General features: G+C 68.0%; 26 protein-coding genes. 6 read left to right on the top strand and 20 right to left on the bottom strand.

The genetic code is table 11. The features are described from left to right. Window positions 1-6: 6 nt before the first annotated feature. The 3 genes from H0X91_RS19605 to H0X91_RS19595 all read right to left on the bottom strand — a co-directional run bounded on the left by H0X91_RS19605 (window position 7) and on the right by H0X91_RS19595 (window position 3,409). Window positions 7-1,353 carry an ABC transporter ATP-binding protein gene (locus H0X91_RS19605; RefSeq protein WP_006496879.1) on the bottom strand — a complete coding sequence of 449 codons (1,347 nt, stop codon included), beginning with the start codon at window positions 1,351-1,353 and terminating at the stop codon, window positions 7-9. A gap of 11 nt (window positions 1,354-1,364) precedes the next feature. Beyond that, a complete protein-coding gene (locus H0X91_RS19600; RefSeq protein ID WP_062910384.1) occupies window positions 1,365-3,119 on the bottom strand; it encodes an ABC transporter permease in 1,755 nt (584 codons plus the stop codon). 80 nt (window positions 3,120-3,199) lie between these two features. Continuing rightward, window positions 3,200-3,409: a hypothetical protein gene (locus H0X91_RS19595; RefSeq protein ID WP_060266163.1), complete on the bottom strand. Its 210-nt coding sequence runs from the start codon at window positions 3,407-3,409 to the stop codon at window positions 3,200-3,202. Window positions 3,410-3,662: 253 nt separating this feature from the next. On the opposite strand from H0X91_RS19595, the gene H0X91_RS19590 reads away from it, so the two are divergent. From H0X91_RS19590 to H0X91_RS19580, 3 genes are all read left to right on the top strand, one after another. Further along, window positions 3,663-4,607 (top strand): metallophosphoesterase family protein, encoded by a 945-nt coding sequence (locus H0X91_RS19590; protein WP_058903272.1) that lies wholly within the window; start codon window positions 3,663-3,665, stop codon window positions 4,605-4,607. 19 nt (window positions 4,608-4,626) lie between these two features. Then, entirely contained in the window at window positions 4,627-4,968 is a 342-nt protein-coding gene (locus tag H0X91_RS19585; RefSeq protein WP_062884827.1) for a cupredoxin domain-containing protein, read from the top strand. Window positions 4,969-5,057: 89 nt separating this feature from the next. Further along, window positions 5,058-5,519 (top strand): cupin domain-containing protein, encoded by a 462-nt coding sequence (locus H0X91_RS19580; protein WP_196433256.1) that lies wholly within the window; start codon window positions 5,058-5,060, stop codon window positions 5,517-5,519. Window positions 5,520-5,533: 14 nt separating this feature from the next. Here H0X91_RS19580 and H0X91_RS19575 read toward each other — a convergent pair whose 3' ends face one another. The 3 genes from H0X91_RS19575 to H0X91_RS19565 all read right to left on the bottom strand — a co-directional run bounded on the left by H0X91_RS19575 (window position 5,534) and on the right by H0X91_RS19565 (window position 7,959). Then, a complete protein-coding gene (locus H0X91_RS19575; RefSeq protein ID WP_112751287.1) occupies window positions 5,534-5,875 on the bottom strand; it encodes a 3-phosphoglycerate dehydrogenase in 342 nt (113 codons plus the stop codon). Between the two features lie 127 nt (window positions 5,876-6,002). Next, window positions 6,003-7,163 (bottom strand): hypothetical protein, encoded by a 1,161-nt coding sequence (locus H0X91_RS19570; RefSeq protein WP_048988651.1) that lies wholly within the window; start codon window positions 7,161-7,163, stop codon window positions 6,003-6,005. Between the two features lie 85 nt (window positions 7,164-7,248). Next, complete coding sequence (locus H0X91_RS19565; protein ID WP_006484434.1) at window positions 7,249-7,959, bottom strand: HAD family hydrolase; 711 nt, start codon at window positions 7,957-7,959, stop codon at window positions 7,249-7,251. A 249-nt stretch (window positions 7,960-8,208) separates the two neighbouring features. On the opposite strand from H0X91_RS19565, the gene H0X91_RS19560 reads away from it, so the two are divergent. Both H0X91_RS19560 and H0X91_RS19555 read left to right on the top strand, forming a co-directional pair. Then, a complete protein-coding gene (locus H0X91_RS19560) occupies window positions 8,209-8,517 on the top strand; it encodes an ArsR/SmtB family transcription factor (protein ID WP_006496873.1) in 309 nt (102 codons plus the stop codon). An 80-nt stretch (window positions 8,518-8,597) separates the two neighbouring features. Then, window positions 8,598-9,659: an alkene reductase gene (locus tag H0X91_RS19555; RefSeq protein ID WP_196433255.1), complete on the top strand. Its 1,062-nt coding sequence runs from the start codon at window positions 8,598-8,600 to the stop codon at window positions 9,657-9,659. An 18-nt stretch (window positions 9,660-9,677) separates the two neighbouring features. On the opposite strand, the gene H0X91_RS19550 is transcribed toward H0X91_RS19555, so the two are convergent. Beyond that, window positions 9,678-10,205, bottom strand: a complete 528-nt coding sequence (locus tag H0X91_RS19550; RefSeq protein WP_196433254.1) for a GNAT family N-acetyltransferase — start codon at window positions 10,203-10,205, stop codon at window positions 9,678-9,680. Window positions 10,206-10,332: 127 nt separating this feature from the next. Beyond that, complete coding sequence (locus H0X91_RS19545) at window positions 10,333-11,253, bottom strand: phosphatidylinositol-specific phospholipase C (RefSeq protein WP_156908330.1); 921 nt, start codon at window positions 11,251-11,253, stop codon at window positions 10,333-10,335. Between the two features lie 6 nt (window positions 11,254-11,259). On the opposite strand from H0X91_RS19545, the gene H0X91_RS19540 reads away from it, so the two are divergent. Next, window positions 11,260-12,282, top strand: coding sequence for a LacI family DNA-binding transcriptional regulator (locus tag H0X91_RS19540; protein WP_062910381.1), 1,023 nt, complete (start codon window positions 11,260-11,262; stop codon window positions 12,280-12,282). Window positions 12,283-12,314: 32 nt separating this feature from the next. On the opposite strand, the gene H0X91_RS19535 is transcribed toward H0X91_RS19540, so the two are convergent. The 12 genes from H0X91_RS19535 to ypfJ form a co-directional block, all read right to left on the bottom strand. Next, a complete protein-coding gene (locus H0X91_RS19535) occupies window positions 12,315-13,175 on the bottom strand; it encodes a carbohydrate ABC transporter permease (protein WP_059722053.1) in 861 nt (286 codons plus the stop codon). Beyond that, window positions 13,172-14,041: a carbohydrate ABC transporter permease gene (locus tag H0X91_RS19530; RefSeq protein ID WP_006480925.1), complete on the bottom strand. Its 870-nt coding sequence runs from the start codon at window positions 14,039-14,041 to the stop codon at window positions 13,172-13,174. The genes H0X91_RS19535 and H0X91_RS19530 overlap by 4 nt, the downstream gene beginning before the upstream one ends. A gap of 34 nt (window positions 14,042-14,075) precedes the next feature. Beyond that, window positions 14,076-15,314, bottom strand: coding sequence for an ABC transporter substrate-binding protein (locus tag H0X91_RS19525; protein WP_062910380.1), 1,239 nt, complete (start codon window positions 15,312-15,314; stop codon window positions 14,076-14,078). A gap of 299 nt (window positions 15,315-15,613) precedes the next feature. Further along, entirely contained in the window at window positions 15,614-16,822 is a 1,209-nt protein-coding gene (locus H0X91_RS19520; RefSeq protein WP_196433253.1) for a porin, read from the bottom strand. Window positions 16,823-16,989: 167 nt separating this feature from the next. After that, complete coding sequence (locus H0X91_RS19515) at window positions 16,990-17,928, bottom strand: helix-turn-helix domain-containing protein (protein WP_006485599.1); 939 nt, start codon at window positions 17,926-17,928, stop codon at window positions 16,990-16,992. 69 nt (window positions 17,929-17,997) lie between these two features. Continuing rightward, entirely contained in the window at window positions 17,998-18,597 is a 600-nt protein-coding gene (locus tag H0X91_RS19510; protein ID WP_034202147.1) for a DUF3156 family protein, read from the bottom strand. Then, window positions 18,594-20,096: an APC family permease gene (locus tag H0X91_RS19505; protein ID WP_196433252.1), complete on the bottom strand. Its 1,503-nt coding sequence runs from the start codon at window positions 20,094-20,096 to the stop codon at window positions 18,594-18,596. Before H0X91_RS19505 ends, H0X91_RS19510 begins: the two co-directional genes overlap by 4 nt. Before the next feature lie 238 nt (window positions 20,097-20,334). Further along, a complete protein-coding gene (locus H0X91_RS19500) occupies window positions 20,335-21,675 on the bottom strand; it encodes an aspartate aminotransferase family protein (protein WP_196433251.1) in 1,341 nt (446 codons plus the stop codon). 57 nt (window positions 21,676-21,732) lie between these two features. Beyond that, entirely contained in the window at window positions 21,733-23,235 is a 1,503-nt protein-coding gene (locus tag H0X91_RS19495; RefSeq protein WP_196433250.1) for an aldehyde dehydrogenase family protein, read from the bottom strand. Between the two features lie 218 nt (window positions 23,236-23,453). After that, window positions 23,454-23,651, bottom strand: coding sequence for a hypothetical protein (locus H0X91_RS19490; protein ID WP_006483979.1), 198 nt, complete (start codon window positions 23,649-23,651; stop codon window positions 23,454-23,456). A gap of 84 nt (window positions 23,652-23,735) precedes the next feature. Next, window positions 23,736-24,470 carry a helix-turn-helix transcriptional regulator gene (locus H0X91_RS19485; protein ID WP_196433249.1) on the bottom strand — a complete coding sequence of 245 codons (735 nt, stop codon included), beginning with the start codon at window positions 24,468-24,470 and terminating at the stop codon, window positions 23,736-23,738. 171 nt (window positions 24,471-24,641) lie between these two features. After that, window positions 24,642-25,520 carry a KPN_02809 family neutral zinc metallopeptidase gene (gene ypfJ / locus H0X91_RS19480; protein WP_059722043.1) on the bottom strand — a complete coding sequence of 293 codons (879 nt, stop codon included), beginning with the start codon at window positions 25,518-25,520 and terminating at the stop codon, window positions 24,642-24,644. Between the last annotated feature and the right edge of the window lie 226 nt (window positions 25,521-25,746).

Below are 25,746 nucleotides of genomic sequence, written 5' to 3'. Positions count from 1 at the left end.
CAGGGATCAGCTCTCGACATCCTCCAGACTGAACACTTCCGTCTTGTCGTTATACGAAAAGACCTCCCCATACCGCCCCCAGTCGATCACCGCATCGAGCGTTTCCTCCGCCGCCTCGTCGGACAGAAAATCCTCCAGCTCCTGCTCGAAGCGCACGCGCGGCGCACGATGGCCCGGACGCTCGTTCAGCACCTTCCTGATTCGCGCCGCGAGCGGCACGTGCTTCAGCAGGTGATCGGCGAACATCAGCTTGCGCTCCTGCGTGCCGAATTCCGCGAACACGCGGGCGGGCGGCGTCAGAAACACGTCGCCCTCGCGCACGTCCGCGAAGCCGAGGTGCTGCAGCACTTCCGCGATCGGGAACAGTTCATCGACCTCCAGATGCAGCGAGCGTGCGATTTCCGGCATGTCGGCGCGGCCATGGTACGGCGCCATCGCGAGCGTTTCGATCAGGCCGGCCATCAGGTTGGTCGACACACGCGGCATCCAGCTACCCAGCTCGAGCCCCTTCTTCGTCGCCTCGCCGGTCTGGCGCGCGGTCATCTTCGCGTAGATGTCGTCGACGAGCTTGCGGAAATCGGCATCGAGCCGGTTACGCGGATGCTTGAACGGCACCTTGATCTCGGCGATCACGCGGCCCGGATTCGACGACAGCACGAGAATCCGGTCGCACATGAACACCGCTTCCTCGATGTTGTGCGTGACGATCAGCACCGACTTGATCGGCATCCGGCCTTGCGTCCACAGGTCCAGCAAATCGGTACGCAGCGTTTCAGCCGTCAGCACGTCGAGCGCGGAAAACGGCTCGTCCATCAGCAGAATGGTCGGGTCGACGACGAGCGCGCGCGCAAAACCGACGCGCTGGCGCATCCCGCCCGATAGCTCGCGCGGATACGCGTTCTCGAAACCGTCGAGACCGATCAGGTCGATCGCGGCGAGCGCACGTTCGCGCCGCTCGCGCGCGCCGACGCCGAGCGCCTCCAGCCCGGCTTCCACGTTCTGCAACACGGTCAGCCACGGGAACAGCGCGAAGGTCTGGAACACCATCGCGACGCCTTCGGCCGGGCCGCGCAGCGGCTTGCCGAGGTAGGTCACTTCGCCGCCGGTCGGCTCGATCAGGCCGGCGATGATGCGCAACAGCGTCGATTTGCCCGAGCCCGAGCGGCCGAGCAGGCCGACGATCTCGCCTTCGCGCAGCGACAGGTTCGCGTCGTCGAGCACGAGCAGCTCGCCCTGCGTCTTGTTGAAGCCGCGGTTCACGTGCTCGACGCGCAGGATTTCTTCACCGAGCCGCGGCGGCTGCAGCGGCTGGGACGTCTTGACGGGGGCGTTGATAACGGTCGAATTTTGCATCGCGCTTACTCTCAATCGAGACGGAGCCGGGATTCCGCATAGGCGTACATCGGACGCCACAGCAGGCGGTTGAACAAGGTAACGAACAGGGACATCACGGCGATGCCGAGGATGATCTTCGGGAAATCGCCGACGGCGGTCGTTTGCGCGATATACGAGCCCAGGCCGTGCGCGACGACCTTCGTATCGCCCCATTGCACGAACTCGGACACGATGCTCGCGTTCCAAGCGCCGCCCGACGCGGTGATCGCGCCGGTCACGTAGTACGGGAAGATGCCGGGCAGCATCGCCTGGCGCCACCACTGCCAGCCGCGGATGCGGAAATTCTTCGTCGCTTCCTTGTAGTCGTTCGGATAGGACATCGCGCCGGCGATCACGTTGAACAGGATGTACCACTGCGTGCCGAGCACGATCAGCGGCGACAGCCAGATGTCCGCGTTCAGGTGGAAGTGGACGATGACGATCACGAACACCGGGAACAGCAGGTTCGCCGGAAACGCGGCGAGGAATTGCGCGAGCGGCTGGATCTTCTCGGCGAGCTTCGGGCGCAGCCCGATCAGCACGCCGAGCGGCACCCAGATCACCGACGCGATCGCGATCAGCACCAGCACGCGCAGCAGCGTGATCAGCCCGAGCACGAGCACGTGGCCCACCTCGCCCATCGTCACGCCGGTCGCGACGAAACTGACGACGCGCCACACGACGTACAGCGTCAGCGCGATCACGAACGCGCCCCACACGATGTCGCCGATGCGCGACGAACGGCGCGACGATGCGCCGCGCACGCGCGTACCCGCCAGCGACGGCACGCGCAGCGGAATCCGCGCGGCCTGCGACAGCAGCCAGCCGGCCGGCACGAGCAACTGATGGATCAGGTGCGTGCGACGCATCATGTCGAGCAGCCACGATTGCGGCGCATCGCCCGACGCGGTGTTCTCCATCCGGAACTTGTCGGCCCACGCGACGAGCGGACGGAACAGGAACTGGTCGTACGCGAGGATCACGACCGACATCGCGACGATCACCCAGCCGACCGCGCCGAGATTCTTGTCCGCGATCGCCTGCGCGAGATACGCACCGATGCCCGGCAGCGTGATCGTCTGGTTGCCGACGGTGATCGCCTCGGATGCGACGACGAAGAACCAGCCGCCCGACATCGACATCATCATGTTCCAGATCAGGCCGGGCATCGAGAACGGCACCTCGAGCTTCCAGAAGCGCTGCCACGGCGTCAGGTGAAAGCCGCGCGACACTTCGCTCAGGTCGCGCGGCACCGTGCGCAGCGACTGGTAGAAGCTGAACGTCATGTTCCACGCCTGGCTCGTGAAGATCGCGAAGATCGCGGCCAGCTCGGCGCCGAGCACGCGGCCCGGAAACAGCGCGAGGAAGAACGTGACGGTAAACGAGATGTAGCCGAGCACCGGCACCGACTGCAGGATGTCGAGGATCGGGATCAGCACCATGCCCGCGCGGCGGCTCTTGGCCGCGAGCGTGCCATAGACGAGCGTGAACACGAGCGACGCGATCATCGCGGCGAGCATCCGCAGCGTGGTGCGCAGCGCGTATTCGGGCAGGTTCGACGGATCGAGCGAGATCTTCTGCGTCTGCAGTACGCCGATCGGCGCCATCGTCTCGTGAAAACCGACGATCGCCATCGCCAGCACGCAAATGATCAGCGGAAACGCGACCGCATCCCAGCGGTTGGGCAGCACGCGCCACGCCGACGCGTTGGCAGTGCGATTCGGATCGAAGAAACGGATATCCATCGGTAGCGTCTTGTGTGGAATTGAAAATCGATGGGGTCGGCCGCCTGTCGCGCAGCCGGGCGTCGCACTCGCGGTGCGAATCAGAACAGCCCGTGCAGTGCCCGGTATGAGGTGGCCGGCAGCGCGAACGGCCGCACCGCACCGCCCTTGACGAAACGAAGACCGGCACCGGGATGAATGCCGACACCGACGATGCCGCAGGCAACGATCAGAAAAAGCGGCGCGAGGCCGAGGGCGCGTGTGCGGTGAGCGACCGCACCGCCCGTTTCCGTTGCCGCGAGGTTCGGCATGAAGGGCTCCGGAGAGGGGTTCGGAGTGGGAGGCTATCGGGCGGCCGTGACGCAAATGTGACGTGTCACTTACAGGACATTGACGGCTCATCCGGGCGGAATCGTGCATCGCCCCGTCGGCTGTCAATGCGAGTGTTCAACCTCGTAACGGGCGGGAATAAATCCGCCGCTTCGCCGGTATCGCATGCGAATGCGCCGGCTTATTCCAGGACGATCCGGCCGTCCGGTTTCGTCACACGAATACGAGGCTCACATGTCTTCATCGACCCCCACCCGCCCGTCGCGCCGCAAGGCCCTGCAATGCATGGCCTTCGGCGGCCTCGGTACGCTGTTCACGTTGTCGGGCGGCATCCTCACGCCGTTCGACCTCGCGCTCGCGCAAGCCGGCGATGCGCGCCCGGCCGACGCGGGCCGGCCGCTGTTCGTGCAGATCAGCGATACGCACATCGGCTTCAACAAGGACGCGAATCCGGACGTGTCGGCCACGCTGAAGCAGACGATCGACCTCGTCAACGGGATGCCCGCGCTGCCGGCGCTGACGATCCACACCGGCGACATCACGCACCTGTCCAAGCCCGAGGAATTCGATCACGCGTCGCAGTTGCTGTCCGCGCTGCGCGTGACGGAACTGCATACGGTGCCCGGCGAACACGACGTCACCGACGGATCGGGCGCCGAATATTTCGGCCGGTTCGGCAAGGCGTCGGACAACCGCGGCTATTACAGCTTCGACCACGCGGGCGTGCACTTCATCGGCCTCGTCAACGTGATGCACTTCAAGCCGAACGGGCTCGGCAGCTTCGGCGACGAGCAGCTCGCGTGGCTCGCGCAAGACCTGAAAGGCCGCTCGTCGAGCACGCCGATCGTCGTGTTCTCGCACATGCCGATGTGGACCATCTACGAACCGTGGGGCTGGGGCACCGGCGACGCGCCGCAGACGATGGCATTGCTGCGCCGCTTCGGCTCGGTCACCGTCCTGAACGGGCACATCCATCAGATCGTGTCGAAGGTCGAGGGCAACGTGACGTTCCACACCGCCCGCTCGACCGCGTTCCCGCAGCCGACGGCCGGCAACGGCCCGGGCCCCGTGCCGCTCACGGTGCCGCACGACCGGCTGCCGTCGATGCTCGGCGTGACGACCGTCGAGTTTGCCGGCCATCCGGTCGCGTCGTCGCTGCACGATGCGACGCTCGCGTGACCGATATAAGGAGAACGACATGATCCGCTTCCAACGCCACCGAATCGTCGCCGTGCTGATCCTGTGCGGCGCCGCTGCCGGCACGCCGCCCGCCGCGTTCGCGCAGGGTCCGACCGGCCCGCTCGTGACGATCCGCAATTTCATGTTTTCGCCGATGTCGACCACGATCAAGGCCGGCACGACCATCACGTGGAAGAACCTCGACGCGGAGCCGCATACCGTCGTCAACGACGCCGGCATCTTTCATTCGAAGGCGCTCGACCAGGACGAGACGTATTCGTTCCGCTTCGACAAGCCGGGCGTCTACAAGGTGTTCTGCGGTATTCATCCGTACATGAAGGAAACGATCACCGTCGAATGACGCGGCCTGCCACGCACCGCGGGCGAACGACGGGCGGCCGCCTACAATGACTGTCGTCCCCTTCGCCCGCGAGGCAGACGGAGCCGTCCATGCCAAGAATCGATCTCGGTACCGTGCCCGAACGCCGCGGCAGCGGCTATCCGCGGCCGTTCGATGCGCCGTGCGCGCAGCGCATCCGCCAGCGTCTCGGCGACGCCGGCGGCCTGCGCGATTTCGGCGTCAACCTGATGCGCGTGCCGCCAGGCGGCTGGTCGTCGCAGCGCCACTGGCATTCCGACGAGGACGAATTCGTCTACGTGCTCGCAGGCGAGCTCGTGATGATCGAGGACGGTGGTGAAACCGTGCTGCGCGCGGGCGACTGCGCGGCGTTTCCGAAAAATTCGGGTAACGGCCATCATCTGATCAACCGGTCGGATGCGGTCGCCGTCTATCTCGAGGTCGGCTCGCGCTCGCCGGACGACGTGATCACGTGCCCGGACATCGACATGATGAGCCGGAGCCGCGACGGCCGGTTTCTGCACAAGGACGGCACGCCGTACCCGGACGCGTGACACCTGCGCGTCGGTCACGCCCGCCGGGCCCGCAGGCGCGCGCGGCCGGCCGGGGTCACCGCCACTTCCGCCACGCCGCCAGGTGTATGACGCCGGACCACGTAGCCGCGCGCGCAGGCTTCCTCCCACACCGGCAGGCGCGGGCACGACGTGCGCCACGCATCGATCACCTCATCGTACGGCCGCGCGGCGGGCCCGATCCATTCGAGCAGGTCGTCGATCAACGGCTCGAGCGACGCCGCTTCGCGCTCGGACGCCTTCGGGTGGACTACGTGGATCGGCTGCGCATCCGGCTTGCGAAAGCTCGGCAGTGCACACAGCGTGTCGAAATGATCGTTGAGGATCGTGATGTTCATGGGGGCGCTCCTGTGAACACCGTCATCCTGAACCGCGAGCGCCGAACCGGGAAATGAATTTAACGTGCGGATTCGTGCATTTTTCTGATCGATCTGTTTCCGTCGCTCACGCGCGTCGCATGCAGGCTCACTGCCCCGCCGCGCGCAGCGCCGGCGCGGTGCCGGCGACGACCGGACACGATCGAGGCAGCGCATGCCCGAACAACACGGCCAGCCCGCAAGCGGACGTGAACATGCCGAGGCCGTCGTGCCCGACACCCGGCACTTCGACCACCTGCTGCGCGAGATCGTCCGGATGCCGCTTCTTCAGGTAATCGAAATACGCGAGCCCGCGCGCCAGCCGGTACGGCCCCTGCGCCATCGCCGCGCACGAGCGGTCGATGAAATGCGTGGTTGGATTCGTGTCCGCCTGCCCGAGCAGGTACACGACATGGCGTGCGACGTAGCGCGTTTCGAGATCGCGCACGTCCTGCGACGCAACGTAAGGCGGCGCCGATTTCAACCCGTACTTCCATTCGGTCGCGCGCGGACAGGCGCCGCCGGCAAGCGCGTCGGCATTCGGCCGTTCATCGTCGAAGTACAGGTAGCTCGACGGATTCGCGACCACGTAACGCACGGCAATGCCGGCACGCGCCAGTGCGTCGCCTTCGCGCCCGGCCACCGCATAACGCTGCAGCAACTGTGCACCGGCGGAATGACCGATCACGACGACCGTCGACAACGACGGGTACAGGCCGCGATCGGCGAAATGCGCGAGCAATGCGTCGAGCGCCGCGAACGAGCTGACCGGGCCCGGCTCGCGCGCCGGTTCGCCGCCTTTCCATCCTTCCTGCGTCCACGCGAGCGTCGATGCGGACAACGAAAAGGCGCGCGCGTCGGCACGGGTCAGGAACTGCGGTGCGACCACCATCGTGCCCGCGCCGGCCGCCCCGGCCTTTTCGACGACCTTGCGCCCCGATGCGTAATACGCGTCGGCGTTACGGAGCGTGCCGTGAATCACGATGAACACGCGCGTGACGTCGGGTGCGGCCTGGTCGAGCGGACGGTCCGCGTAGACGGGCAGCTCCGCGCGGTCCTGCGGCGTGTCGACGGCCAAGCGCTGGTCGGCGACGGCCTTGACCGGCGCTTCGAGACGTTCGCGCTGCGTGGGCGTGGCGGCTTCGGCTTGCGCGCCGCCCGGCATGCCGACGGCGGCGACCGCGAGCGGAACGGCGAACGACAGGGCTCGGGCGAGCGGCAACGCACGCAAGCGTCGGAGGCGGGCAAAGGCGACGGAAATGGCGGACATGGCGGCGGCTCGGGTGGCGAATATGACTTGAACAGCGATGGTCGCAGAATCCGTCGCGCGCTGCCGGCCCGTTGCCGAAAACGGGTCAGCCGGCCGGCTGCGCACCCGGTTCGGCGTCGGCGCACGCTTCGCCCGCTCGACGCTGCAGCTGCTGCACGATGCCTAGCAGTTCGCCGATATGCGTCGCTACCGCCTGCTTGCCGGCGCGCGCCCACGCGTCGAACGACGTCATCCCGCTCACCGCGCCGACGAACGGCACGCCGGCCCGCTCGGCCGCCTGCGCGTCCACTGCATGGTCGCCGACGTAGATCGCGGCGGCGGCGGGCAAACCGAGCCGCGCCAGTGCCTGCACGAGCCCTTCCGGGTCCGGCTTGTGGCGTTGCACGTCCTCCCCGCCGATCAACACGTCGACCATCGATTGCAAGCCGTTGCGTTCGAGAATCGCGTCGATCCGGTAGCGAAACTTCGACGACACGATCGCGACGGCAAGCCCTTGCTCGCGCAACGCCGCGAGCAGCGGCGGCACTTCGGGATAGATGCGGGTGCCGGGCACCATGATCTCGTCGGCGCGCGCGACGAAGTGCCGCGCGAACGCATCGGCCCGCGCCGCCACGGTCTCGCCCGTCAACGAACGGAACATGTCCGGCAGCGGCAGTCCGATCACGGCGCCGATCTGCGCGGGTGTCGGGCCGGCGGCGTCGAGTTGATCCAGCGCGTACCGGGTGCATTCGATGATCGCGGCGGACGAATCCGCCAGCGTCAGGTCGAAATCGAATATGACGGCCCGAACCGACATGAAAGAACTCCGTAAGCAAAGCGCGATGCCACATATGTTACGCGCGCGGCGAGATGAGATCGCCGACGAGATGACCTGAAACCGGGCGGCCGCGTTGAAGGCGCGTCGCCCGGCGTTGATCCGCCCCCAAGATCGTCGCACGCTATCAACCCCATTGCCGGTAGTGCTTACAAACATATCGTCAAAACACGATATATGATTCGCCCATCGACGATACCCGTCTGCCTGACCGAAACACCCAGCCTTTCCATGCCGACCGAACTCGACATCGACGCGATCCTGAAAGCGCTCTCGAACCCCGTGCGCCGGGAGATCCTCGTCTGGCTGAAAACGCCCGGCGAGCATTTCCCGCAGCAGACGCTGCCGTACGAACACGGCGTCTGCGCGGGCCAGATCGACGCGCGCTGCGGGCTGTCGCAGTCGACCGTCTCCGCGCACCTCGCGACGTTGCAGCGCGCGGGGCTCGTGACGTCGACGCGGATCGGCCAATGGGCGTTCTTCCAGCGCAACGAGGCCGTCATCGACGCATTTCACGACGCCCTGCGCCGCGAACTCTAGCCAACGGCCGAACCGGCCATGCGGGGCGCCATCGCACACGACGCGACGGCTTCCCGCCTTTCGTGAAGAGGTTATCTGTCATGCCCACGCTGTTCGATCCCGTTACCCTCGGCGACCTGACCCTGCCGAACCGCATCGTGATGGCGCCGCTCACCCGCTCCCGTGCGGGCGCGACGCGTGTGCCGAACGCGCTGATGGCGCGCTACTACGCCGAGCGCGCATCGGCCGGCCTGATCATTACCGAAGCGACGTCGGTCACGCCGCAAGGCGTCGGCTATGCCGACACGCCGGGCATCTGGTCCGACGAACAGGTCGAAGGCTGGAAGCAGATCACGCAGGCCGTGCATGTGGCCGGCGGGCGCATCGTGCTGCAACTCTGGCACGTCGGCCGGATCTCCGATCCGATGTTCCTGAACGGCGACCTGCCGGTCGCGCCGAGCGCAATCGCCGCGGGCGGCCACGTGAGCCTCGTGCGTCCGCCGCGCCCGTTCGTGACGCCGCGCGCTCTCGAACTCGACGAAATTCCGGGCATCGTCGCCGCGTACCGCAAGGGCGCCGAGAATGCGAAGGCAGCGGGCTTCGACGGCGTGGAAATTCACGGCGCGAACGGCTACCTGCTCGATCAGTTCCTGCAGGACAGCACCAATCGCCGCACCGATGCGTACGGCGGCCCGATCGAGAATCGCGCGCGCCTGCTGCTCGAAGTGGTCGACGCGGCGATCGACGTGTGGGGCGCGGGCCGGGTCGGCGTGCATCTCGCACCGCGCGGCGACGCGCATACGATGGGCGATTCCGATCCGGCGGCCACGTTCGGTTACGTCGCGCGCGAACTCGGTCGCCGCAAGATCGCGTTCATCTTCACGCGCGAATCGTATTCGGGCGACCAGTTGAGCCCGCGCCTGAAGGAAGCATTCGGCGGCCCGCTGATCGCGAACGAGCAGTTCACACTCGACACCGCGCAGGCCGCGCTCGCGAACGGCAGCGCCGACGCGATCGCCTGGGGCAAGCTGTTCATCGCGAACCCGGACCTGCCGCGCCGCCTCGAAATCGGCGCGCCGCTCAACAAGCCGGTGCCGGAGACGTTCTACGCGGAAGGCGAAACGGGCTACACCGACTACCCTGCGCTGAGCGACGCGGCCTGACGGTAGGACGGCGCGGGTTCAGGCGCGCACGTCGGCACGCATGAACACGCGCTGCGTTTCGTCGAGACCGAGCGCGACGTGGTGCGCGCGGATCGCGCGCAGCGCGTCGTCGAGAGATGCGTCGTCGATGATGTGGAAACCGAGGCGCGCGTAATAAGGGGCGTTCCACGGCGCGTCGCGGAACGTCGACAGCACGACCACGACGATGCCGTCTTGCGCGGCGCGCGCCATGATCCGCTCGATCAGGCGCGCGCCGATCCGCTGCCCCGCATGCGACGGCGCGACATCCAGTTCCTCCAGATACAGCCGCTGCACATCGAGCAGCCGGTAGAACGCGAACCCGACGCACGTGCCTTGCGAATCGACCGCGACGTACGCGCGACCGTCGTCGATCCGCATGAGCACGGCAGCCGCATCGGTCGGCTCGCCGTCGGCGATGTCGGCCATGCCGACCTCGCGAAACCGCTGCGCGGCGGCCACTTCCACGGCGGCCATCGCGGCCGCGTCTTCCCGCGTGGCGGGGCGAATCAGGATCGATGCAGGCATGACGGCAATTCGGGCAGGCAGTCCGGGACGGCCGTCACTATAATCGAAACCTCATACGTATCGTTTGTTTCGAACGCCCGATCCACGGGGTTCGCCGGCCGCGGCAGCCCCGGCGACCCGCCGCCCGCTAACAGCGAAACGCCTTGCGCCAGACGCCCTGCTCCGGCGTGCGAGCATTGCATTCGATCAGCGCGCGCACCAGCGCCCAGTCGTCGTCATCGCAGAAATCGAGCAGCATCGCGCCGTACGGGCCGCGCTGTTCGCGCAAGCGCACCGCCAGTCGCGCATGAATGCCCGGCACGCGGCCATCGCCGTGTGCGACCACCGACGGATTCGCGCCCATCCCCGTTCCGCTGCAGAAATTGAGCGCCCAGCGGCCGGTGTCCGGCAGCGGCAGATGCGTCAGCAACGCGTCGATCGCACGCCACTTCCATGCGATCGATGCGGCCACCGGCACGCGATACTCGTCCTGGATCACGAACGCACCGTCCGGATGGTCGATCGTGAACGTCGCGTTGTCGGGCCACGCGGTCAGGTCGATGCCGAGCGGCCGGCCGCTGCGAAAGCGCCGCAACAGCACGACCGCGCCGCGCACGTCGCCGAGCGTCGGCAGCGTGCCGCCGGCATGCCAGCGCAGCCGCGGATGCCGCGCGCGATGCGCGTCGAACGTCGCATCGAAACCGCGCGTGCACGCATGCGCGGGCCATTCGTCCTTCACCGACATCACGATGCATTCGCGCGGATGCGCATCGAGAAAGCGCGTACAGGTTGCCAGCACGTCGTCGAACGTCATGCCGAGCGCGATGCCGCCGTGATGGATGTCGAACGCATCGCGCACGTGCCGGCAGCGGATGTCGAGCAGCCGCACGCCATGCGCGAGCTGCGCCTCGAGCGGCGCGCGCTGCGTGCGCACGAGCAAATCGTCGACCGTATACGCACAGGTGTCATGGCTGCCCGGTAGGGTCAGCGTATGCAGCGGCCGCGCGTCGTCGAGCGCCGACATCCAGTCGGCAGGCGGCACGCACGTATCGTGGCTCGAAGGGATCATGAATCGATGAATGACAAGGAAAGAAAACCGTGGGTCACGGCGTCGGATGTCGCGGCGCGGGCCGGCGTCTCACGCTCCGCAGTGTCGCGCGCGTTCTCGCCGACGGCAAGCATCGCGCCGCAAACACGCGAACGCGTGATGGTCGCCGCGCGGGCGCTGGGCTACCAGGTCAACCTGATCGCGCGCGACATGATCACGCAGCGCAGCAGCATGATCGGCGTCGTGACGGCCGGATTCGAGAACCCGTTTCGCGCGCGGCTGCTGTCGGACCTGATGGCCACGCTCGGGCAGCGCGCGCTCACGCCGCTCGTGACCAATGCGGAAGACCCGCGCCAGATCCGGCAATCGCTCGAACAACTGCTCAGCTATCGGATCGCGGGCCTCGTGATGACGTCCGCGTCGCCGCCGCTGTCGGTCGCGCAGCAGTATCTCGAACACCGGATTCCGGTCGTGATGATCAACCGCGAAGCGAACCTGCCGGGCGCGGACGTGGTCGTCAGCGACAACGCGGCGGGCGCGGTCCACGCCGCGCAGCGGCTCGTGCGGGCCGGCGCGCGCCGGCTCGCGTTCGTCGGGCCGCGCGGCACGAGCTACAGCGCGCGGTCGCGCGCCGCGGCGTTCGAACAGGCGCTCGCGCAACGCGACGCATTCGACGCGACGCTCGTCCGCGTGCTCGACACGCCGTCCGACACCCACGCCAGCGGGATCGACGCGGCGCGGCAACTGTTCGCGACGGGCGAGCGGCCCGACGGCGTGTTCTGCTCGTCCGACCTGCTCGCGCTCGGCGTGATCGACGTCGCACGCCGAGAATTCGGCTTGCGCGTACCGGACGACCTGCGCGTGATCGGCTTCGACGACATCCCCGCCGCCGAGTACGACGCCTATCGGCTGACGACGCTGCGGCAGGACACGCGCGGCCTCGCGCTCGCGGCGATCGACCTGCTCGCGGACCGGCTGCAGACGTTCGACGGCCCGTCGCGCACGCGCGTCGTGCCGGTCATGCAGGTGGTGCGAAACAGCTGCGCGTGACGACGCAGGACCGGGCGCGGTCACCTCGCGCATCACTTCAATCCGCCCGCGAACCCGCGCAACAGGTAGCGCTGCACGTAACCGGCCACGGCGAGCGTGGGCAGCGACGCCATCAGCCCCGCGCTCATCAGGTCGCCCCAGTCGATCCCGTTCTCCGTCACGTAGCCGGCGATCGCGAGCGGCAGCGTGAAGCGGCTCGGCGTCGACACGAACAGCAGCGCGATCAGGAATTCGTTCCAGGCCGCGATGAACACGAAGATCGCGGTCGCGATCAGCCCCGGCGCGCACAGCGGCAGCACGATCTGCACGAGCCGCCGCGCGAGCCCCGCGCCGTCGATGCACGCCGCCTCTTCGTACTCGATCGGGACGTCGCGCACGAACGCGAGCAGCATCCAGATCGCCATCGGCAATGCATAGATCTGGTACGCGAGCATCAGGCCGAGCGTCGAATCGAGCAGGTGCAGCCGCTTCGCGAGCGCGAACAGCGGCACCGCGATCGTGATCGGCGGCATCAGCTTCAACGCCAGCACGAGCACCAGGAACAGCAGGTCGAGCCGCGCCGGAAACCGCAGCCGCACGAGCGCATACGCGGCCGGAAACGCGAGCGCCAGTGCGAGCAGCGTCGTGCCGAAGCCGACCAGCAGCGAATTGAACAGCGGCGCGCCGATACCGTTCGACCACACCGACGCAAAATGCTCGACGGTCGGCGCGGCCGGCCAGATCCGCAACGGATGATCGAGGCGTTCGAGCGTCGGCATGAAGGCCGCGCCGGCCATCCACAGGCACGGCAGCAGCAACAGTGCGAGCGCGACGATGCGCAGCGCCCACGGCACCGTTTGACCGAATGCGGCGCGCGTTCGGGCGCGCGGGATACCCGTCGATCGCGTCGTCATGCGCGCCGCTTGCGAACCGTCTGCCATACGTACCCCGAGACCAGCAGCGCGGACGCCGCGAGCATCAGCACCGACGCGGCACTCGCCGGCCCGACGTTGAAGAAGCGGAAGCCCGTGTCGTAGATATAGGTCGACAGCGTCTGCGTCGCGTTGCCGGGGCCGCCGCCCGTCAGCGCATAGACCTTGTCGAACAGCTTGAACGTGTCGATCGAGCGCAGCAGCAGCGCAAGGCCGATCTGCGGCGCGGCGAGCGGCAGCGTGATGTCGCGCAGGCACTGCCACTCGCTCGCGCCGTCGGTGCGCGCGGCTTCGTACAGTTCCTGCGGAATCGACTGCAGCCCGGCCAGCACGATCAGGAACGCCATCGGCGTCCACTGCCAGACGTCGACGAGCGCGAGCGACCACAGCGCGAGATGCGGATCGGACAGCCAGCGCACGCCTTCGATGCCGAACGCCGCGAGCAGCGCATTGAGGAAGCCGTCGAAGTTCAGCCAGTTGCGCCAGATCGCCGAGCACACGAGCGTGGACAGCATCATCGGCAGGATCGCGAGCGGCAATGCGATGCGTCGGCCCGGAAACGCGCGCACGAACAACAGCGCGAGACCGAAGCCGAGCGCGACTTCGGCGAGCGACGCGACGATCGTGAAGCGCAACGTGTTGCCGAAGCCGGCCGCGAACGCGTCGTCGCCGAGCACCGCGCGATAGTTCGCGAGCCCCGCGAACGCGCGGCGGCCGGCCGAGTAGTCGACCCGGCAGAACGAGTCGATCAGCACCTGCGCGACCGGATACAGCGCGAGCGCGGCGAGCACCAACAGCGCGGGCCCGAGCAGCGCGACGAACGGCAGGCTGCGGCCGAACGCTTTCATGCGCGAGCTCCGGCCAGCGGATCGACGTGAGCCGTCACTTGCCGGCCGCGGCCGTCGCCTGCGCGATCTTCTGCTGCGCCTGGCGCAGCGCGGCGTCGGGCGCGGCCTGCCCCGTCAGCGCGAGCTGCAACTGATCGCCGAGAATGCTCTCGACCTGCTGCCAGTCCTTCACACGCGGCCGCGCACGGCCGGCCTCGAGCGCCTTCAGTTGATCCGGATACCAGCGGTACTGGCGCACCAGCGCCGGATCGTTGAACACGCTGCGGCGGGTCGGCGGAATGCCGATGCCGGCGAGGCGCGTCTGCGTGTCGCGCGCGGTGAGGTACGCGAGAAAATCCTGCGCGAGCTTCGCGTGCGGCGCGTCCTTCGGAATGCCCATCTGCCAGATGCCGAGCATCGGCGCCGGACCCGCGGTCTGCCCCGGCGGCGGCTGCAGCGCGATCTGCCCGACCACACGCGACTGCTTCGCGTCGTCGAGCGCCGGCACCCACGCCGGCCACACCTCGATCGACTGCGCGGCCGTGCCGCGTTGCAGCGCGTCGCGCACTTCCGCCGCGCCGTACACGTCGACGTCCTTCGGCGCGAACGCCTTCAGCGCGAGGAACGTCTTCAGCGCGGCCTGCGCTTCGCGCGAATCGATCGTCACGTTGCCGGCGTGGTCGAACACGTCGCCGCCGTACGCCCACAGGATCGGCAGAAAGCCCGTGACGACCGGGTTGCCCTTCGTGCCGCGGAACACGACACCCGACACGCTCTTGTCCGCGCCGCCGACGGTCTGCGCGATCTTCAGCACGTCGTCCCAGTTGCGCGGCGGTTGCAGCTTGTACTTCGCGAGCAGGTCCTTGCGGTACGCGAACATCTCGACGTTGCCGACGATCGGCAGCGCGTACAGCGCACCGGCCGCATTGCGGCCGAGCGCGACGGCGGACGGCACGAGATCGGCGTCCGCGAGCGCCGCGGGCAGCGGCTTCAGCCAGCCGTTGCCGATGAATTCCGGCGCCCACGTGTCGTCCATCATCACGAGGTCGTACGCGCCGGTGCCTTCGCGCATCGACAGCTTGAGCTTCTGGTACAGGTTCGCGTTCGGCAGCTTGAGCAGCTCGATCTCGGTGCCCGGATGCAGCTTGTTGAAGCCGGCGACGGCGTCGGCCAGCCCCTTGCCGTAGATGTCGTCGCGGCCCGCGATGACGAGATCCGCCGCGAAGGCGTGCGTGGCGGCAACGGATAGCGCAACGGCGGTGGACAGCGCGCGCAGGCGGCTCAGCAGGGTCATGTGGTCTCTCTCGATCGGCGTATGGAGCGGAACAATCATGCGTTGCACACGTGTGCAACGCCGGCGACGGGTCAAGTCGCCTGGAGCGTCGCCATTGTTCACGCAGACCGTGAAGGTATTGTGGCAAGCCGCAAGCCGGGCAACCTGACGCGCGGATGCCGTCGATCCGGGTCCATTCAGTCAAGCATACGGACGGTTTTTTTCAAGCATGGCTTTCCATCGATCGCCCGATGCCGCCCCATGCCCGTGAAGACCGCACGGCGGCACGCGACCGGCGTGCCACCGCCCGCCGTTCGAGGTCAAAAGTTCACACGAATCCCCGCCATCACCGCCAGCTGCCGGCTCGAATTGCTGTTCGCGAGCACCGGAATCTGCGCATAGTTGACCGCGTTGCCGCTCGCATCGGTGCCGAGCCCCGTGCCGCTCGCGACCTGGCCGATCGCGACCGCATACAGCGCGGTGCGCTTCGACAGGCTGTAGTTCGCGCCGACGTTCACCTGGTGGAACCGCGTCGTGCCGCGCCCGTCCGCATGCGCGGCGTTGAAGATGTACGCGACGCCGCCTTGCAGCGCCGGCGTGAACATGTATGTGACGTTCAGCTCGCCGATGTCGAACGTGAACGCCTGCGTGCGCGGCTGCGCGTCGGTCGAGAAATAGCGGCTGTCGCCGAGCCGCGTGTGCGTGTAGGTCAGCGCGACCGTCGCCGCGCCGAGCGTGACCGACCCGCCTGCGCCGAACGCGCGCATCGAGCCGGCATCCTGCAGCAGGCAGTACATCGCGCCCGGGTTGCTGCACGCGAAATCGCCGATATAACCGCTCGCGCCGCCGAGCGCCGCGTCGAGCGGCTGGTGCAGGTCGAGGTAGCCGACCGAGAACGCCACCGGCGCCCGCGTGTACGTCGCGGCCACCGCATAGCCGCGCTTCGCGGAAAAATCGCCGGCCTGCCCGCCGAAGCTGAACGTGCCGCCGAACGTGAAGCCGTTGAAATCGGCGCTGGTGAACTTCACCGCGTTGTTGAAGTTGAACGCGGCATTCAGGTTGTCGACGTCGCCGAGATGCGAGCCGTACGGCGTCGCCCAGTTGTTGCTCGATACGTACGCGCCGAGCATGTCGGTGTACGAGTCGTACTGGCGGCCGAGGCCGAGCGTGCCGATTCCGTCCTGGCGCAGCCCGACCCATGCCTGCCGGCTGAATGCGGTGCCGCCCTGCAGCGCCTGCCCGTTCGCGGACAGGAACTGCTGCTCGAGTGTAAACACCGCGTTGAGGCCGCCGCCGAGCGGCTCGGCGCCCTGGAAGCCGAAGCGGGACGGCACGAGGTTGCCGCCGCCCATCTGCCAGGCATGGCCGCCGCCCGTGCTGCCGTCGGCGCGTGTGAACTGCTGGTTCGTCGAATAGATGATGCCGGTGTCCACGGTGCCGTACAGCGTCACGCTCCCCGAAGTCTGCGCGTGTGCGTGCAGGCAGCCCAGCATGGCCGCGGCTGCGGTCAGTCGTCGTCCGTTCTTCATGTCCCGCCCCTCTGTGATCATCGATTCGCAGTGCGAACCGATGGTGTTTTCGATATGGGTGACAGGACTTTATCCAGCGAAAATTCCGGACCTCTATCGCAAATCGGCAAACGGTGGGGGGTGCGACCCGCGACGACGCCGGGCGGCGCCGTCGCGATGCGCGTGCGTCATTCGGGACGCGTGGTCTGGGAAGGCAGCTCGCCGAACAGGTCGCGATACTCGCGCGCGAAATAGCCGAGGTGCGTGAAACCCCAGCTCGCGGCGGCTTCGCCGACGCCGAGTTGCTGCGCCGACGTCGTGCGCAGCAGGCGACGCACCGCGTTCAGCCGGATCGTGCGCAGGTAGCCGACCGGCGTGACGTCGGCCACGCGCTGGAAGCTCGTTTGCAGCGTGCGGCGGCTGCAGCGCAGCGCGCGACACAGTTCGAGCACGGTGACGGGTTCTTCGGGCCGGTCGCGCAGATGCTTCTCGCAGCGGCTGACGATATCGCTGTAGGTGGCGTGCGTGATGTCGCGGCGCTCGACGCCGATACCCTGTTCGAGCGCATCGAGGAACATGCCGAGCATCGCGTCGCGAAACATCTTGCGGGTCGCCGCGTATTCGAGGCAGCCCGGGTTGCGCTGGGCCTCGTCGATCAGCGCCGACAGCCGCACGCCGAGCGCGACGCCCTGCGCGTCGGACAGCCGCGTCACGTGCCGCAGCCGGCGCGCGCCGGCCGCGCCGAATTCGGCTTCGCACAGCTCGTCGACCATGTCGGACGCCGCGCTGATCCCGACGAGCCCCATCCCTTCCGGCGTGTGGAATTCGAAATCCTCGCCGGCGCGCAGCGCGAGCAGCGCATAGCCGTCGACCGGCTGGCCCTGGAACGTGCCCGCGAGCGGCACGGACAGCGGCACCGCGAGCGACGTGCGCGCGACCGGTGCGAGCCCGGTTTGCGCGACGCGCCGGTTGGTCGTTTCGCGGAAGAAGTGGAAATCGTCGTACAGCACCTGCGTGACGGTGCCCTTGAAGCGGCCCGGCGTCATCTGACGGTAAACCTGATGCCAGCCCGCGATCGCGAGCCCGTGATCGTGCACGTCTTCGTGTGAGCGTGACTGGAACAGCATCGGCATCTCCGGTAAAACCCTGATTCCTGGATGCGGCCGCCGGGTTTGCGCGGCACGCATCGCCACAGCTTACCCTCGCAAAATCCCGTGTAGTGCGGTTTCGAACGCAAGACAGGCCGCCGACAGCGCGGCGGCCTGCTCGTCGATCAGCCTGACGTAGCGGCGAAACGACGGCATCCGGTTCACGATCTCGCTGCCGCCGAACGGCACGATCGCGAGCGTCCAGCGGCCGTCGCGGGCAACGCCGCCGTGTGCGTCGATGACGCAGTCGGTCAGGTGCAGCGGCCGCAGCGCGTCGGCCAGCGACGGCTCGGCGAGCAGCGCGGCCAGCGTGTCGATGAAGACCCGGTCGCATCCGGGCCCGGGCACCGCATCGACGCCCGTGCGGCGCAGCCAGCCGGTCTGCCGCACGCGCGCGCGGCCCCGCGCCGCCGGGCCGTTCGCGGCTACCGTCACCTTCACGCTGACCGTATGCATCAGGAACTGGCGCTCGACGCGCTCGTCGACGCTCACATGCACGCCGTTCGGCAGCCGCGCCGTGGCGCCGCCCACATCCGTATCGCGCACGGCCCGCAGGTCGGCGAGCACGCGCGCGGCGATCGCGCCGGGCCGATGGCCGGGCGGCGGCGCATCGGGCGCCGCGCGCCGCAGGGCAAGCGCGGCCTTCACGACGCGACGTGCTCGTTGCGCAGCACGTCCTCGACCGGCACCGGCCTGAACGGATGCCGGCGCTGCACGACGAGCGTCCAGAACAGCGCGTACAGCGCGGTGAGCCCGAGCATCGCGCCGAACGGCACGTAGATGTCGCGCGGGTTCATGCCGGGCGGCGTGATGTACCAGATCGCGAGCACGATGCCGACGCTCGACACGATCTGCGGCAGCGGGAACAGCGGCGAACGGTACGGCCGCGGCAGGTCCGGGCGGCGGATGCGCAGCATCACGACCGACGCGGTGACGAGCAGGTACGCGGTGCCCCACGCGCAGGTCGCGGCGAGCACGAGATGCAGGATGCTGTCGAGATTGCCGTTGATCAGCCACGCATGGAAGATCGGCACGATCGCCGACGCGACGATGCCGACCACCGGCGTCTTGAAACGCGGATGCAGGTACGCGAAGCAGCGCGGCAACGCGCCGTCGATCGCCATCCCGTACAGGATGCGCGGCAGCCCGGCCATCAGCGTGTTGATCGTCGCGGCGCCCGCGCACAGGAACGCGATGCCGAACCACACGCGGCCGAACGGCCCGAGCACCTGCAGCGCGAACGCGGGAATCGCGCCCGGCGTGTCGAGCAGGTGCGTGAGGCCGTCGGGGCTCACCGGCACGTTCGCGACCTGGCGGCGGATCGCCGCGCCGTACAGGAACATGCAGATCGCGACGCCGACGAGGCCGAGCGCCATCGCGCGCGGAATCGTGCGGCCCGGCGCCTTCATTTCCGGCGCGAGCGGCGTGACGAACTCGCAGCCGACGAACATGAACATCGCCATCCCGACCAGCGACAGCACGGCCGGAATCGACGTGCCGACTTCCGAGCCGCCGAACCAGCCGTCGAGATGCACGGCCGGCGCGGCCGCGAGCCCGAGGATCCCGAAGATCATCAGCGACAGCCACATGCCGGCCGTCAGCACGATCTCGAGCTTGCTGAACACCTTGATGCCGATGATGTTGGTGATCGCGAACGTGACCACGAGGCCGACGCCGACGAGCCACGAGCTGTTGTGCTGCTCGAACGCGGCGTTCAGCGATTCGAAATTCACGAGCGCCATGATGCCGCTCAGGATCGTCTCCGCCGTGCCGGCGAACACGTGCACGAGGAAATACGCGGAAATCGTGCCGGTGATCGCCCAGAAGCGGCCGAGCCCGCACGACAGGTAATCGTAAACCGAGCCGGCCGTCGGCAGCATCGCGGCGGCTTCCGAGAACGTGGTGGCCTGCGCCTGCATCATCACGAACGCGATGATCATCGCGACCGCGAACGCCCAGCCGCCCATCCCGAAGCCCGACGTCGCGGTGAGGATCACCGGGCTCGCCATGATGAGCCCGACGGCGCTCGCCAGCGCGGTCGGAAAACCGACCGCCCCCGCCTTCAACGCGGTGCCGCCGCCCGCTTCAGCCGGCGAGCCGCCAGGCGTATCGCCCGCGGCGCCGGTCACTCCTGACCATCCCGACATCGTTGTCTCCTTCGTAGGTTGGCCCGAACCGGCGCTTCGTCAGCGGCCGGGGGCCAGATGCTCTGCGGTCGGCCCCGGTCGGCGCTTCAGCGCTTCGATCCCGGGCCCCTGTCGATCACGGCGTGATCCGATGTCGAAAAAATACGCAGGCAAAATAATCCGGTCATAGCGCAAATCGGCAAACCCGCGACGGCGTTCCCCCCTTCCGCCGCGGATTGGCCGTCATGCGATCACGCCGTTACGCGAACGGCACGGCCTCGAAGCCGGCCGCGAGCGCGTCGACGATCCGGTCGAGCTGTTCGCGCTGGATCACGAGCGGCGGCGACAGGATGATCTTCGTGCCGACCGGGCGCACCAGCACGCCGTTCTCGCGCGCGACTTCCGCGACCGCGTTCGCATAGCCCGACAGCGGATCGATCGGCTCGCGCGTGTCCTTGTTCGCGACGAGGTCGAGCGCGAGCATCAGCCCCTTGCCGCGCACCTCGCCGACCGCCGCGAAGCGCTCCGCGAACGGCTGCAGCGCTTCGAGCAGATACGCACCCTGCTTCGCCGCATTCGCCGGCAGGTCCTCCTTCACGACGATGTCGAGGCTCGCGATCGCGGCCGCGCATGCGACCGGGTGGCCGGCGTACGTGTAGCCGTGCATGATCGCCCCGCCGAAATCGGCATTCGCGGCGAACGCATCCTCGATCCGCGTGTTCACGACCGTCGCGCCGAGCGGCACGTAGCCCGACGAAATCCCCTTCGCCAGACACATGATGTCCGGGCGCACGCCCCAGCCGCGACTGCCGAACAGGCAGCCGCTGCGGCCGAAGCCGGTCACCACTTCGTCGGCGATCAGCAGCACGCCGTAGCGGTCGCACACCTCGCGCACCAGCGGCCAGTAATTGGCCGGCGGCACGATCACGCCGCCCGCGCCCTGGATCGGCTCCGCGATGAACGCGGCGACCGTGTCGGGGCTCTGGAACTGAATCTCGCGCTCCAGCATTTCCGCGCAGATCCGGCCGAGTTCCTCCGGGTCCTGCGTGAACGGGTTGCGGTACAGCCATGGCGTCTCGACGTGGAAGCAGCCGGGCAGGTTCGGTTCGTAGTTGCGGCGGAACACCGTGTTGCCGTTCACCGACGCGCCGCCGAAGTGCGTGCCGTGATAACCCTGTTTCAGCGAGATGAACTTCGTGCGATCGGCCTGGCCGCGCACCTTCCAGTACTGGCGCGCGATCTTCAGCGCGGTCTCGATCGCATCGGAGCCGCCCGAGCTGTACAGCACGCGGCGCATCCCTTCCGGTTCGAGCAGGTCGATCACCTTCTTCGACAACTCCTCGGCGCGCGGATGCGAAATGCCGTCGAACAGCTGGAAGTATTCGAGTTCGTCGAGCTGGCGCACGATCGCGTCCTTCACTTCCTGGCGGTTGTGACCGACGTTCACGTTCCACAGGCCCGCGACGCCGTCGACGAGCTTGCGCCCCGCCTCGTCGAACACGTAGCAGCCGTCGCCGCGCACGATGCGGATCGGCTTGCGCTGTTTCATCTCGTTCGGGTGCAGCATCGGGTGCCAGAATTTCGCTTCGTTGTAGCTCATTGCAGTCTCCACTGTCGGATCGTTGAATCGGGTTCGTTCGGGTTCGAGCGTCGCGCGTCAGTGCGCGATGCAGACGGATTTGGTTTCGGTGAAGCCTTCGATCGCGTACTGGCCGAATTCGCGACCGATGCCCGATTGCTTGTAGCCGCCGAACGGCATCGACGGATCGAGCGGAATATGGCAGTTCACCCACACCGTGCCGGCCTCGATCTGCGGCACGAGGTTCATCACACGTTTCAGGTCGTTGCTCCAGACGCTCGCGGCGAGGCCGTACGGCGACGCGTTCGCGAGGCGCACCGCGTCGGCCGCGTCGTCGAACGGCACGACCACGATCACCGGGCCGAACACCTCGTCGCGCACGATCGCGCTGTCCGGATGCGGATCGGCGATCACGGCCGGCTTCACGTAATAGCCGGGCAGATCGTCGGCCGGCGTGCCGCCCGCGAGGAACGTGAGGCCCGCGCGGCGCGCGCCTTCGATGTGCTGGACGACCTTGTCGCGATGGTGCGCGGACACGAGCGGGTTGATCTGCGCGGTGGTGTCGAGGCCCGCGCCGAGCTTCATCGACCGCGCGACGCCCGCGAGGCCGTCCGCGAGTTGCGCGAACTTGCTGCGATGCACATAGATGCGCGACGCGGCCGCGCACACCTGCCCCTGGTTGAAGAACGCGCCGGCGGCGACGCCGTCGAGCGCCTGCGCGACGTCGACGTCGTCGAGCATCACGATCGGGTTCTTGCCGCCGAGCTCCAGCGAGAAGCGCGTCATGTTGTGCACGGCCGCCGCGCCGACCAGCTTGCCGGTCGCGGTCGAGCCCGTGAACGAGATCTTCGCGATCGACGGGTGGCTGGCCAGCGCCGCGCCGCAGACGCGGCCGCCCGTGACGACGTTGAACACGCCGGGCGGCACGCCGGCCTCGCGCGCGAGTTCGGCGAGGCGCAACGCGGTGAGCGGCGTTTCCGGCGACGGCTTCAGCACGATCGTGCAGCCGGCCGCGAGGGCGGGAACCAGCTTCCACACCGCGATCATCAGCGGGAAATTCCACGGCACGATCGCGGCGACCACGCCGACCGGCTCCTTGCGCGTATAGGCCGTATAGCGCGCGCCGGGCGGAAACGGGATCGACACGTCGAGCGTCTGGCCAGTGATCTTGGTCGCCCAGCCGGCCATGTAGCGCACGTATTCGACGCTCGCGCCGACTTCGATCGCACGCGACACGTGAATCGACTTGCCCTGGTTCAGCGTTTCGAGCTGCGCGAGCGTTTCGGCGTCGGCTTCGATCAGGTCCGCGAGTTTCAGCAGGATGCGTTCGCGGTCGGCCGGCCGCAGCCCGCTCCACACGCGCGCGTCGAACGCGTGTCTGGCGCTGGCGACCGCGCGGTCGACGTCGTGTGCGTCGGCGTCCGCGACGGTGGCGAGCCGTTCGCCCGTCGCGGGGTCGTACACGTCGAGCCGCGCGGCCGCGTGCGCGGGCTGCATGGCGCCGTCGATGAAGAGGCCGAAATCGCGCGCAACGAAGGTGCGCACGGTGTCGCTGACGGCGACGAAGTTCGTGTTGCTCATGGGCGTCTCGTTGATTGTCGTGGCTGGACCGCGTGCGGGCGAGGCACGCGGGCGTCGGACCACTGTATCGACGAGGGATCACGCCCGGTGAGCGCAAATTGGCAGCGCGTGGCGCGCGGTAGCGGTTCGAGCCCGCGACGCGGCCCGCGGGCGACGTGCGCGATCCGCCGGGGGCTGCCGTGGTTTGGATGCCGGACCGGGGTCCGGTCATTGAATCGTCAGTTTCTGAAACCGTGCGCCATCGACGCGAGGAAGTCGTACGCCTGGTAGTCCAGCCAATACACGCCGAGCGCAAGCGGGATCAGGAAGTACAGCGAGTCGTAGGTTCCGCTTCTGACGGTCCTGACGATGAAGATCGGCAGCGCGACGCTCAACGCGATGACCAAAATCGAAGCGGCAATGATCGCGACGTCCATGTTCCCGGCCCTTTTCTTGAATTGTTATCGATACGACGAGCGCGCATGGTACTGCACGATCTCGCGGGCCAGCTTGCAGAACGATTACAGGAACAGCGCGCCGACCAGCTCCGTGCGATTCGACACGCCGAGCTTGCGGTACATGCGCATCAGGTGGGTCTTGATCGTCGGTTGCCCGAGCGCGAGATCGCGCGCGATTTCCTTGTTCGAGCAACCGTCGCGCACGAGCCGCGCGATCTGCTCCTCGCGGTAGGTCAGCCGTTCCTCGCAACCGATCCGGTGGATCCCGCGCCGGGCGCGCAGCAGCGGGCTCAGCGCGGCTTCGGCGACAGGCTGCAGCCGCGCGAGTGCGTCGATCTCGCCGGGTGCGAAGCGTCCTGCCGTACCGTTGCCGGTGCGATTCGCGTCGCTCATGCCGAAGCGCAGCAGCGAAAACGCGCCGACCGTGCGGCCCGCGTCGCGCAGCCAGATCTCGACGACGTCGGCCACGTCGTGCCGCCGCAGAAAACGGGTCCAGTACGCGGATGCGTCACGTCGCTCGTCCGGCAATTGGGACGCGAGCGTGACGACCGCGCGGTCGCCCGCCGCGCAGCGCGACGGGTGCAGCGGATCGAGCACCCGGTAGCGGGCGACATAGGTGCGGTGCATCGATTCCGGCATCCCGAACAGCTCGAAATCGGCCGGTTCGCCGCTCTGGTCGAGCCGGTAGAACACGATCGCCGAGGGGCTTGCGAACGCATCGAACGCGTCCACGCACGCGCGCAGCGCGCGTGGCCAGTCGGCGGGAGCGTGGTCGGCGGGAACGGATGAGGTCGGCATCGGAAATCGGCTGGGTGGCGAACGCGTCGAATTTCAACGTCCGGGCCAGCCTACCGGCGCCGAAAAGCGCCGGTGAGCACAAATCGGCAAATCGTCCCGGGCCGGCCAGGTGGCTGGTTCAGCCGGTTCAGCCGGGACGATGCCGGCGCGCGACGGTGCGCACGCCTGGCTTCAGCGTGCGTTCGCGGCGAACGTGTCGCAGGCGCTCACCTCGCCCGACTCCATCCCGCGCCGCAGCCAGTACACGCGCTGCTCGCTGGTGCCGTGCGTGAAGCTTTCGGGCACGACGTAGCCCTGCCCTTGCTGCTGCAGCCGGTCGTCGCCGATGGCCGCGGCGGCCTTCAGTCCCTGCTCGAAATCGCCGGGCTCCATCAGCCGCTGGTTCGCGCGCTGCGCGTTGTTCGCCCACACGCCGGCAAAGCAGTCGGCCTGCAGCTCCATCCGCACCGACAGCGCATTCGCGCGCGCCTGGCTCGAGCGCCGGCGCGCGGCGTCGACCTTGTCGGCAATACCGAGCAGGTTCTGCACGTGATGGCCGACTTCGTGCGCGATCACGTAGGCCTGCGCAAAGTCGCCGCCGGCGCCGAAACGCTTGCGCAGTTCGTCGTAGAAGCCGAGATCGATGTACACGTTGCGGTCGCCCGGGCAGTAGAACGGCCCCATCGCGGTCTGGCCGGTGCCGCACGCGGTCGGCGTCGAGTTCGTGAACATCACGAGCTTCGGCGGTTCGTACTGCGCATGCAGCTGCGTGTTGAACACGCCCGTCCACGTGCGTTCGATGTTGCCGAGCACCTTGCGCGTGAACACCGCGCCGGCGTCGTTCGCCGGTACGCCCTGGTGCTGGGTCGGCGCGGGCTGCGCCTGCTGCTGGCGGCCCTGCAGCGCCGACGCACCTTCGAGCACGACGCGCGGGTCGATTCCGAAGAAATACGAGGCAGCCAGCGCGATCACGATCGTGCCGATGCCGATCGTCGCGCGCCCGCCGCCGAACCCGCCGGCGCCGCGTCGATCCTCGACGTTCGTGCTTTCCCTTTCGTCGTCCAGCCTCATTGCCGGCCCCTCCCTGTTCTTTTGTCGATGGTCCGATCGCGCCAGCGCGCAACCGGGCGATACGCCGTGGCGACACGCTCCGTCGGCAGACGCGATACCTGCGCATCGAACGCCCGCTCGCGCCGATCCGGCCGGCCGCGCCATTGCCGGCCGCGCCCCTGCCGGCCGCGCCATTCGTACGACGGAATCGGCGGCCGACGCGCCGCCCGTCGCTGCCCGCCCGCGC

Source organism: Burkholderia sp. 9777_1386 (genome assembly GCF_015712265.1).
Lineage (GTDB): Bacteria > Pseudomonadota > Gammaproteobacteria > Burkholderiales > Burkholderiaceae > Burkholderia > Burkholderia cenocepacia.
The sequence above is the reverse complement of the archived record's forward strand: the minus strand, read 5'-3'. Positions and strand labels throughout refer to the sequence as shown.

Excerpts from the sequence above, each read along its gene's own strand:
- H0X91_RS19605 (WP_006496879.1), bottom strand. The coding sequence starts at position 1,353 with ATGCAAAATTCGACCGTTATCAACGCCCCCGTCAAGACGTCCCAGCCG.
- H0X91_RS19600 (WP_062910384.1), bottom strand. The coding sequence starts at position 3,119 with ATGGATATCCGTTTCTTCGATCCGAATCGCACTGCCAACGCGTCGGCG.
- H0X91_RS19595 (WP_060266163.1), bottom strand. The coding sequence starts at position 3,409 with ATGCCGAACCTCGCGGCAACGGAAACGGGCGGTGCGGTCGCTCACCGC.
- H0X91_RS19590 (WP_058903272.1), top strand. The coding sequence starts at position 3,663 with ATGTCTTCATCGACCCCCACCCGCCCGTCGCGCCGCAAGGCCCTGCAA.
- H0X91_RS19585 (WP_062884827.1), top strand. The coding sequence starts at position 4,627 with ATGATCCGCTTCCAACGCCACCGAATCGTCGCCGTGCTGATCCTGTGC.
- H0X91_RS19580 (WP_196433256.1), top strand. The coding sequence starts at position 5,058 with ATGCCAAGAATCGATCTCGGTACCGTGCCCGAACGCCGCGGCAGCGGC.
- H0X91_RS19575 (WP_112751287.1), bottom strand. The coding sequence starts at position 5,875 with ATGAACATCACGATCCTCAACGATCATTTCGACACGCTGTGTGCACTG.
- H0X91_RS19570 (WP_048988651.1), bottom strand. The coding sequence starts at position 7,163 with ATGTCCGCCATTTCCGTCGCCTTTGCCCGCCTCCGACGCTTGCGTGCG.
- H0X91_RS19565 (WP_006484434.1), bottom strand. The coding sequence starts at position 7,959 with ATGTCGGTTCGGGCCGTCATATTCGATTTCGACCTGACGCTGGCGGAT.
- H0X91_RS19560 (WP_006496873.1), top strand. The coding sequence starts at position 8,209 with ATGCCGACCGAACTCGACATCGACGCGATCCTGAAAGCGCTCTCGAAC.
- H0X91_RS19555 (WP_196433255.1), top strand. The coding sequence starts at position 8,598 with ATGCCCACGCTGTTCGATCCCGTTACCCTCGGCGACCTGACCCTGCCG.
- H0X91_RS19550 (WP_196433254.1), bottom strand. The coding sequence starts at position 10,205 with ATGCCTGCATCGATCCTGATTCGCCCCGCCACGCGGGAAGACGCGGCC.
- H0X91_RS19545 (WP_156908330.1), bottom strand. The coding sequence starts at position 11,253 with ATGATCCCTTCGAGCCACGATACGTGCGTGCCGCCTGCCGACTGGATG.
- H0X91_RS19540 (WP_062910381.1), top strand. The coding sequence starts at position 11,260 with ATGAATGACAAGGAAAGAAAACCGTGGGTCACGGCGTCGGATGTCGCG.
- H0X91_RS19535 (WP_059722053.1), bottom strand. The coding sequence starts at position 13,175 with ATGACGACGCGATCGACGGGTATCCCGCGCGCCCGAACGCGCGCCGCA.
- H0X91_RS19530 (WP_006480925.1), bottom strand. The coding sequence starts at position 14,041 with ATGAAAGCGTTCGGCCGCAGCCTGCCGTTCGTCGCGCTGCTCGGGCCC.
- H0X91_RS19525 (WP_062910380.1), bottom strand. The coding sequence starts at position 15,314 with ATGACCCTGCTGAGCCGCCTGCGCGCGCTGTCCACCGCCGTTGCGCTA.
- H0X91_RS19520 (WP_196433253.1), bottom strand. The coding sequence starts at position 16,822 with ATGAAGAACGGACGACGACTGACCGCAGCCGCGGCCATGCTGGGCTGC.
- H0X91_RS19515 (WP_006485599.1), bottom strand. The coding sequence starts at position 17,928 with ATGCTGTTCCAGTCACGCTCACACGAAGACGTGCACGATCACGGGCTC.
- H0X91_RS19505 (WP_196433252.1), bottom strand. The coding sequence starts at position 20,096 with ATGTCGGGATGGTCAGGAGTGACCGGCGCCGCGGGCGATACGCCTGGC.
- H0X91_RS19500 (WP_196433251.1), bottom strand. The coding sequence starts at position 21,675 with ATGAGCTACAACGAAGCGAAATTCTGGCACCCGATGCTGCACCCGAAC.
- H0X91_RS19495 (WP_196433250.1), bottom strand. The coding sequence starts at position 23,235 with ATGAGCAACACGAACTTCGTCGCCGTCAGCGACACCGTGCGCACCTTC.
- H0X91_RS19490 (WP_006483979.1), bottom strand. The coding sequence starts at position 23,651 with ATGGACGTCGCGATCATTGCCGCTTCGATTTTGGTCATCGCGTTGAGC.
- H0X91_RS19485 (WP_196433249.1), bottom strand. The coding sequence starts at position 24,470 with ATGCCGACCTCATCCGTTCCCGCCGACCACGCTCCCGCCGACTGGCCA.
- ypfJ (WP_059722043.1), bottom strand. The coding sequence starts at position 25,520 with ATGAGGCTGGACGACGAAAGGGAAAGCACGAACGTCGAGGATCGACGC.